This is a genomic window from Mesorhizobium sp. M7A.F.Ca.CA.004.06.1.1, from assembly GCF_003999135.1.
Classification (GTDB): Bacteria; Pseudomonadota; Alphaproteobacteria; order Rhizobiales; family Rhizobiaceae; genus Mesorhizobium.
In genome coordinates this window covers 1-6,856 of sequence record NZ_RZPQ01000273.1, presented here as the reverse complement: position 1 = coordinate 6,856, position 6,856 = coordinate 1, and the positions used below count along the sequence as shown (strand labels likewise).

Annotated in this window: 9 protein-coding genes; 5 read left to right on the top strand and 4 right to left on the bottom strand. The window is 62.0% G+C overall.

Annotated features, from left to right (window positions below; all coding sequences use genetic code 11):
* Positions 1–12: 12 nt before the first annotated feature.
* Both EN906_RS17410 and EN906_RS17405 read right to left on the bottom strand, forming a co-directional pair.
* A complete protein-coding gene (locus EN906_RS17410; protein WP_236383447.1) occupies positions 13–795 on the bottom strand; it encodes an ABC transporter permease in 783 nt (260 codons plus the stop codon).
* A 103-nt stretch (positions 796–898) separates the two neighbouring features.
* Positions 899–1,891, bottom strand: a complete 993-nt coding sequence (locus EN906_RS17405) for an ABC transporter substrate-binding protein (RefSeq protein ID WP_127268138.1) — start codon at positions 1,889–1,891, stop codon at positions 899–901.
* Between the two features lie 121 nt (positions 1,892–2,012).
* Here EN906_RS17405 and EN906_RS17400 point away from each other — a divergent pair, with 121 nt between their 5' ends.
* A complete protein-coding gene (locus tag EN906_RS17400; protein ID WP_127268139.1) occupies positions 2,013–2,918 on the top strand; it encodes a LysR family transcriptional regulator in 906 nt (301 codons plus the stop codon).
* 30 nt (positions 2,919–2,948) lie between these two features.
* Here EN906_RS17400 and EN906_RS17395 read toward each other — a convergent pair whose 3' ends face one another.
* Positions 2,949–3,554, bottom strand: coding sequence for a hypothetical protein (locus EN906_RS17395; protein ID WP_127268140.1), 606 nt, complete (start codon positions 3,552–3,554; stop codon positions 2,949–2,951).
* 147 nt (positions 3,555–3,701) lie between these two features.
* On the opposite strand from EN906_RS17395, the gene cysE reads away from it, so the two are divergent.
* Together cysE and EN906_RS17385 are read left to right on the top strand one after the other, a co-directional pair.
* Positions 3,702–4,550, top strand: a complete 849-nt coding sequence (gene cysE, locus EN906_RS17390) for a serine O-acetyltransferase (RefSeq protein ID WP_013531333.1) — start codon at positions 3,702–3,704, stop codon at positions 4,548–4,550.
* A gap of 151 nt (positions 4,551–4,701) precedes the next feature.
* The gene (locus EN906_RS17385) at positions 4,702–4,905 is read left to right on the top strand and encodes a DUF3126 family protein (RefSeq protein ID WP_013531334.1); all 204 of its coding nucleotides are present in this window, start codon (positions 4,702–4,704) and stop codon (positions 4,903–4,905) included.
* Between the two features lie 69 nt (positions 4,906–4,974).
* Here the strand turns inward: EN906_RS17385 and EN906_RS17380 are convergent, their stop codons facing one another.
* The gene (locus EN906_RS17380) at positions 4,975–5,700 is read right to left on the bottom strand and encodes a hypothetical protein (protein WP_127271611.1); all 726 of its coding nucleotides are present in this window, start codon (positions 5,698–5,700) and stop codon (positions 4,975–4,977) included.
* 125 nt (positions 5,701–5,825) lie between these two features.
* Here EN906_RS17380 and EN906_RS17375 point away from each other — a divergent pair, with 125 nt between their 5' ends.
* Positions 5,826–6,167, top strand: a complete 342-nt coding sequence (locus tag EN906_RS17375; protein WP_127271612.1) for a hypothetical protein — start codon at positions 5,826–5,828, stop codon at positions 6,165–6,167.
* 19 nt (positions 6,168–6,186) lie between these two features.
* Positions 6,187–6,714 carry a gamma carbonic anhydrase family protein gene (locus EN906_RS17370; RefSeq protein ID WP_127271824.1) on the top strand — a complete coding sequence of 176 codons (528 nt, stop codon included), beginning with the start codon at positions 6,187–6,189 and terminating at the stop codon, positions 6,712–6,714.
* Positions 6,715–6,856: the final 142 nt, after the last annotated feature.

The window sequence follows — 6,856 nt, the reverse complement described above, 5'->3', positions numbered from 1 at the left end:
ATGTCATGCTCCTCACAGATACCGGAACAGCCGGCGGTGAAGCAGGCGCAAAAGTTGGTCGGTGACAAGGCCGATCAGGCCGATGACGACGACGCCGGCCATGACCTCCGGTGTCTTGACGAAGCGCCGGGCCGTCCAGATCACATAGCCGATGCCGGAATCGGCGGCGACGATCTCGGCGATGATCAGATAGGTCCAGCACCAGCCGAGCGTGATGCGCAGATTGTCGAGCAGCGTCGGGCCCATCCAGCGCAGGGCGACGTCGACCATGACCTGCCTCGAATTGGCACCGACGGTGCGGGCGACCTCGACGAACTCCTGCGGCACGCGCCGCATGTCGTCGGCGACGAGCAGCACGAGCTGGAAGAACGTCCCCAGCCAGAGCAGGAAGATCTTGGTCTCCTCGCCGACGCCGAACCAGATGATCGACAGCGGCACGAGTGCGGGGACCGGCAGGTAGCGGATGAAATCGATCATCGGCTCCAGGGCGGCGCCGACGATCCGGTAGCTGCTCATCATGATGCCGATCGGGATCGCCATGACGGCGGCCAGCAGGAAGGCAATCCAGACACGGGTGGTCGAAACCGCGACGTGCCACAGCAGGTTCTGCTCGGTCAGCATCGTCCACAGGGCAATGACGACGCGGCTCGGCGAGGGCAGGAACTGCGGCGCAATGATGCCCGCGCGCGCCGCCAGCTCCCACAGGGCAACGACGAGCACAGCCGCGGCGACACTGACGGCAAACTCCAGCATCGGCGATGCGCGACCGCGGAAGACAAACAGGCTGCTGAACAAATCATTATCCCCGGATGATCGAAAGAACGGCCGTCACCGGCGCGAGCCGGAATGACATCGCTGCCGACAGCCGAGACAAGCTGCCGGCCCGGCCGCGCGGCCGCTATTTCGCCGGGATCTTGTTGATCGCCGAACTGTCGATCTGGTCCGCCGCCACCAGTCTGTTGTCGGCGGCGCCGTTCTCCAGGTTTAGATCCATCACCGTGTCGAATATCCCGTGCAACGTGCCTTTTTCTCCCGGCTTGCCCATGTAGGCCAGGGATTCTGCAAGCGTCGTGTAGGACAGGCTGGAGTTGACGATGTCGGTCACTTCGGCAGGCGTCAGGCCGAAATGCTTGGACGCCATGTCGGCGAATTTTTCCGGCTCGGCCTTGATGAAATCGACCGTCTCATAGATGCAGCCGAGGAATTTTGCGTATTTGTCGGGGTTCGCCTTGAAGTCGTCGTTGCGGGCGATGATCGCGTCGATGATGATGCCGCGATGATCCTTGGACGAGATCAGCATGCGGGCACCGGTGCGGGTCGAGGCCTTCAGCGCCTGCGACATGAACGGTTCGTAGGTCGCGATCGCGGCGATCGATTCATCGACGAAAACCGCACCCGTATCGGCCGTCGCGATGTCCTTGATCTGCAGATCCTTCAGCGACAGGCCCGCCTGCTTCAGCTCCATCTGCAGCAGCAGGCGCGAGGGGATGTTGGGCTCGGCCGCGACGACCTTGCCCTTCAGATCGGCAACGGACTTGATCTTGTCATCGGTGATGACGCCGTCGCCACCGACGGATTCGTCGATCGTGCCGATGATGATGCCGGGCGTCGAGGCGTCGCGCGGGCGGCCCTGATATTCGCCGACCGAGCGCATCTGCATCTCGATGTCGCCGCGCGCCATCGCCGCCATGACGTTGGTCAGGTCATCCTCGAACTTGATGCTGACATCAAGGCCCTTGGCGGTGAAGCAGCCAAGGTCGCTGGCGATATGGACAGGCGCAAATCCCAGCCATGTCGGCGCCAGGATGCGGATCTGGTCGGCGCTGAGGGCGAGCTGCGAACTGGCGAGCAGCAGGGCTGCGGACAAGGCGGTGCCTGGTAACGGTTTCATGATTGTTCCCCAATTTTGTTCCGTACAGGCTCGCGATTTCTGACATTGATGTAAATGAGTTTATTTAGAACGATACATCGAATAACATCGATGTATCGTTCTGTGCATCATGGGGAATGGCATGCGCCGGCTGGACAATATCGATATCCGCCTGCTGCGCGTTTTCGTGGCGCTGGCCGATTCAGGCGGGTTCGCCGCTGCGCAAATCACGCTCAACCTGTCACAGCCGACGCTGAGCACGCATCTGGCGGAGCTGGAGAAACGCATCGGTGCCCAACTCTGCCATCGCGGGCGCAAGCAATTCCGCCTGACCGAGGTTGGACAGGCAACCTACGATGCGGCGCAGAGGCTGTTCCGCGACCTTGACGATTTCGGACATCGCATCAATGCAGCCAGCGGCAGCCTGTCGGGCCGCTTGCGGGTCGGCACGTCGGATGGGGTCTTCACCAGTGGCGAACTGGGTATCCAGCACGCGCTCAGCCGCTTCATGGGGCCCGATTCCGACGTCTTCATCGACCTTTCGGTGGGTACGCCGTCCGAACTCGAGCAACAAGTTGCCGATGGCGGTCGCGACGTTGTCATCGGGCCGCTGTCGCAGAAAGCGCCTGGGGTTGTCTATCGCGACTATTGCGGCGAACCGCATCTTCTCTATTGCGGCCGCCGGCATCCGCTCTTTGCGATGCCCGATTCAAGGATCGATCAAGGCGCCGTCGATGCCGCGCGGTTCTCGGTGCGCAGCTATCGACATTTCGACGACCTCTACCTGGTCGGCCATCCCAAGGCGAGTGCATCGGTCGTGCACATGGAAGCGCAGTTGATGCTGATCCTGTCGGGCAACTTCATCGGCTTTCTGCCATGCCATTTTGCCGATCCCTGGGTCGCCGCCGGAGACATGCGGGCGATCAAGCCAAGGGCCTATTCGTTCAGTTCCATACACCGCGTCGCCTATCGCAAGACCGACGCCCAGCGCTCGCTTGTTCAGGCGTTTCTCGGTGCATTGTTCGATGCAACGCCCGTGGCGGGATAGGGCGACATGCAAGCGCGCCACCGGCGAAGATCACAAAGAGGTTTGCAGGGCCTGCAATGACCGCGTCATGTTTTCCCTGGCCTGCGGTTCGAAGCGCTGGCGAAACTCTTCAGTGTGGAAGATGTGCGGGCGGGCGAGGAAAGTCTTCAGGACAGCACTGCGTCCGGCCCGCCACATTGGCTCCTCCACCCAGTGGTACTCGCGCCGCACGGCGCGCTCATAGGCGTCGAAGGCGTCCGGCGCGGCTCCCAGGATCGACAGATCCATATCCAGGAAAAGACTTGCGTCCCGTGTGGCCGCCGCGTCTTCGAACGGCGGCACCTGGTGCGTGGCGGTGGCGACGATCATTGCCGAGATGCGGTTGAGGCGTGAAGGATTTGCGCGGCCCGCCAGCTTTTTCTCGGCAAGGGCAGCACTTTGCGCCTCATTGTCCTTGGCCTTGCTGTCATAGATGGCATCGTGGAACCAGATCGCCGCTTCGATCGCCTCGGGGTCGCCGAGCAATCCTCGATAGTCGCCAGCGAGTGCCAGCATCGCCTCGATATGGGCAAGGTTGTGGTAGTGGCGGCCCTGTGCCCGGTAGAGCGCCGAAAGCTCGCTTTTCAGCGCGTCGTCGATCAAGGGTTCGTTTTCCATGGCTGCTTGAATTCCCGCGAACCAAATCCATTTGACAAAGCACTAAGGAAAATTGAGTTCAATCGTGCTATGATCTGGCTTATATGTGCGGCCAGGCAACAGGCAAGCACAACAGGCAAGCCAGGCAGGACGCAGGACGAGACGGCGATGAACAGCATCAGCATTTCCCGACACAGCGCATTGAAGCCGGTCGATCCGATCTGGCGTTCGATCCGCGACGAGGCCATGGAGGCTGTCAACCGCGACCCGCTGCTCGCTGCATTCCTCTATTCGACCATCCTCAACCAGGACAGCCTGGAAGAAGCAGTCATTCATCGGCTGGCCGAGCGGCTGGCGCACCAGGACATCGGCTCCGATCTCATCCGCCAGACCTTCAAGTCCATGCTGGCCGACGACAAGGAGTGGCCGACGACGGTGCGTGTCGACATCCAGGCCTATTACGATCGCGATCCGGCCTGCGACCGCTTCATCATGCCTGTGCTCTATTTCAAGGGTTTCCACGCCATCCAGACCCATCGGCTGGCGCATTGGCTGTGGAACCAGGGGCGCAAGGATTTCGCGCTCTATCTGCAGAGCCGCTCGTCCTCGGTCTTCCAGACCGACATCAACCCCGCCGCCCGCATCGGCAAGGGCATCTTCATCGACCACGCCACCGGCCTCGTGGTCGGCGAGACCGCTGTCATCGAGGACGACGTGTCGATCCTGCATGGCGTGACGCTGGGCGGCACCGGCAAGGCCGGCGGCGACCGCCACCCCAAGATCCGCTACGGCGTGCTGATCGGCGCCGGCGCCAAGATCCTCGGCAACATCGAAATCGGCCATTGCTCGAAGATAGCGGCCGGCTCGGTGGTGCTGTCGCCTGTGCCGCACAACAAGACGGTTGCCGGCGTGCCGGCCCGCGTCGTCGGTGAGACCGGCTGCGATCAGCCGTCGCGCCAGATGGACCAGCTTCTGCCGTCGCAGACGATGGATCAGGTCGTCAGTTTCGACATCTGATTTTCACGGCGCCGTCGTCTGCTGTCGGATTCCGGCCGCGGGCAGGAGCGGGCGGTTGTCTCGCCTTATCAGGCCGCTTGCCTTTACATCGCCATTGTCGACGTGCCAGAAGCGCGTTCGAACGAGCAAGCCCGATGATCGGAGAAGACTGTTGAAGCCGGACGAAATCAGAAAGCTGGACGCCTATTTCAAGCGCGTCTTCCAGAACCCCAAGCTCGAGGTCAAGGCACGGCCGCGCAAGGACGATTCGGCCGAGGTCTATGTCGGCGACGAATTCCTCGGCATCGTCTTCAAGGACGAGGACGACGGCGATTACAATTTCTCGATGGCGATCCTCGACATCGATCTGGCCTGAGCCAGCGATTTTGCGCTCGGCCGGCTCCGCCTCGAATGCGGCCGGCCGGCCGGACCTTCCGAGGCTTTCTTAACGTCCTGTTTTCAGGACGCGCCCGGCTTCAGTGGCGATTGCCGCGTCGAGCGCCTGCCAATCGCCCAGAAACTCCCTTGGGAAGCGATAGGTGAGGCTGAGCTCGTCGCCGACCTGGATGTCGCGCTCGCAAGGCGCCAGCGATTGGTCGGCACTCGGTCCGCTCAGGCAACGGGCCACAAACGGCTCCTTGCCGGGGCGATTGCCGACAACCAGCACCTCGTTCAGATAGCCTGATTTCTCGTTGAAACCATAAATCATCGTGCCGCCAGGCCCGACAATGCCGGGTTGGATGATCAACGCGCTGTAGATCGGCGCGAAGCGGCCACTCATGTCACGCGACATCATCTGCTGTTCGAAGGCCAGAAAGACGATGCTTTTGGCTGTCCCCGTATGGTTGAAATCATCCCGCGCGGCCTCGCTGTAGCCGTCCATCTGGGGATAGCGCAGATAGAGGTCGAGCCGCGAGGCGATGCCGTCGCGCCGGGCCTGGGCGAAACGGATGGCGTTGGCCGGGACCGTGATGACATTGTTGCCGATCACCACTTGGTGCATCGTTGCGTCGTCGGTGTATCCGGCCATGGCGATCGAATGGCCAAACCATTTGCCTGCAAGGCTGATCGCTGCTGAAAGCAGGGCCAGCGCCGCGAATCCGTAGAGCACCCGCTTCATCAGCCTGGAATCGACCACAGTGAGTTCGTTGGCGAGCGCTGCCTGCTTCATCTCAGTCCTCGGATCTCGGGCCGTCCGTCCGCCTCCAGTGTCCCTGGGCGGCACACATCGTACGGCACGGCTCTTGCAGCCTGCGTGGAACGACTGTGCAATTTCATGGTAAATGGAAAGTTAAGATGGGACCGCTGGAACTCACACTCTTTGCTTTTGCCGTCGGGTTGACGGCCTGCGGGCTGGCCGGATCGGCTATGGAACTGGTGTCGGGCCGCAAGGTCGCCTTCACCGAACCCTATGTGTCGCCGTCACATGTCTTGCGCTCGCTGCTCGCCACTGCCTGTGCCGGACCCTTCATGCTGGTCAATGATGCCATCGATGCCCGGCGTCAGCGCCGCATTTCAACGTTGGCGCTGATGTCCTGCGGCTGCACGGCAATTGCGTGGACCTTGGCGCTGGGCGTCGTCGTGCTTGCCATTGCCTCATGGACGGTCCGTCTCCTAGGGTCCGAGCTGCCAGCTTGAGACGATTCGGAGACCAGAAATGCCGCTTTATGCGATCGATGGAACAGAGCCCAGCTTCGCCGATGCGGGTTCGAACTGGATCGCACCCGATGCGACGCTGATCGGCGACGTCAGGGTCGGACGCAATGCCGGCTTCTGGTTCGGCGCCGTCATCCGCGGCGACAATGAGCCCATCGTCATCGGTGCCGACACCAATGTGCAGGAACATACGGTCATGCACACCGATCCCGGTTTCCCGCTGACGATCGGGGAAGGCTGCACGATCGGCCACCGCGCCTTGCTGCATGGCTGCACGATCGGCGACAACAGCCTGATCGGCATGGGCGCCATCGTGCTGAACGGCGCGAAAATCGGCAGGAATTGCCTGGTCGGCGCCGGTGCGCTGGTCACCGAAGGCAAGGAATTCCCGGACAATTCGCTGATCGTCGGTTCGCCGGCCAAGGCGATCAGGGTGCTGGACGACGCGGCCGTGGCCAGGTTGCGCGGCTCGGCGGCGCACTATGTCGCCAATGGCAAACGCTTCAAGGCGGGGTTGAAGAAGGTCTGAGATCAGCCTGGCATTTGCTGGCGGTGGTTTCGTCGCGCCCCAACTCACTGTCCGTCAGTTGCGCCCGGCCATCGCATCGCGCAGCAAGGAAGCACCGCCTTCAAAGCCGGCAATCTCGGCTTCCTCGATCGCGGTCCTGTAG

Coding starts and splice junctions, on each gene's coding strand:
- cysE (WP_013531333.1), top strand. CDS start 3,702: ATGAACAGCATCAGCATTTCCCGACACAGCGCATTGAAGCCGGTCGAT.
- EN906_RS17395 (WP_127268140.1), bottom strand. CDS start 3,554: ATGGAAAACGAACCCTTGATCGACGACGCGCTGAAAAGCGAGCTTTCG.
- EN906_RS17380 (WP_127271611.1), bottom strand. CDS start 5,700: ATGAAGCAGGCAGCGCTCGCCAACGAACTCACTGTGGTCGATTCCAGG.
- EN906_RS17370 (WP_127271824.1), top strand. CDS start 6,187: ATGCCGCTTTATGCGATCGATGGAACAGAGCCCAGCTTCGCCGATGCG.
- EN906_RS17405 (WP_127268138.1), bottom strand. CDS start 1,891: ATGAAACCGTTACCAGGCACCGCCTTGTCCGCAGCCCTGCTGCTCGCC.
- EN906_RS17375 (WP_127271612.1), top strand. CDS start 5,826: ATGGGACCGCTGGAACTCACACTCTTTGCTTTTGCCGTCGGGTTGACG.
- EN906_RS17400 (WP_127268139.1), top strand. CDS start 2,013: ATGCGCCGGCTGGACAATATCGATATCCGCCTGCTGCGCGTTTTCGTG.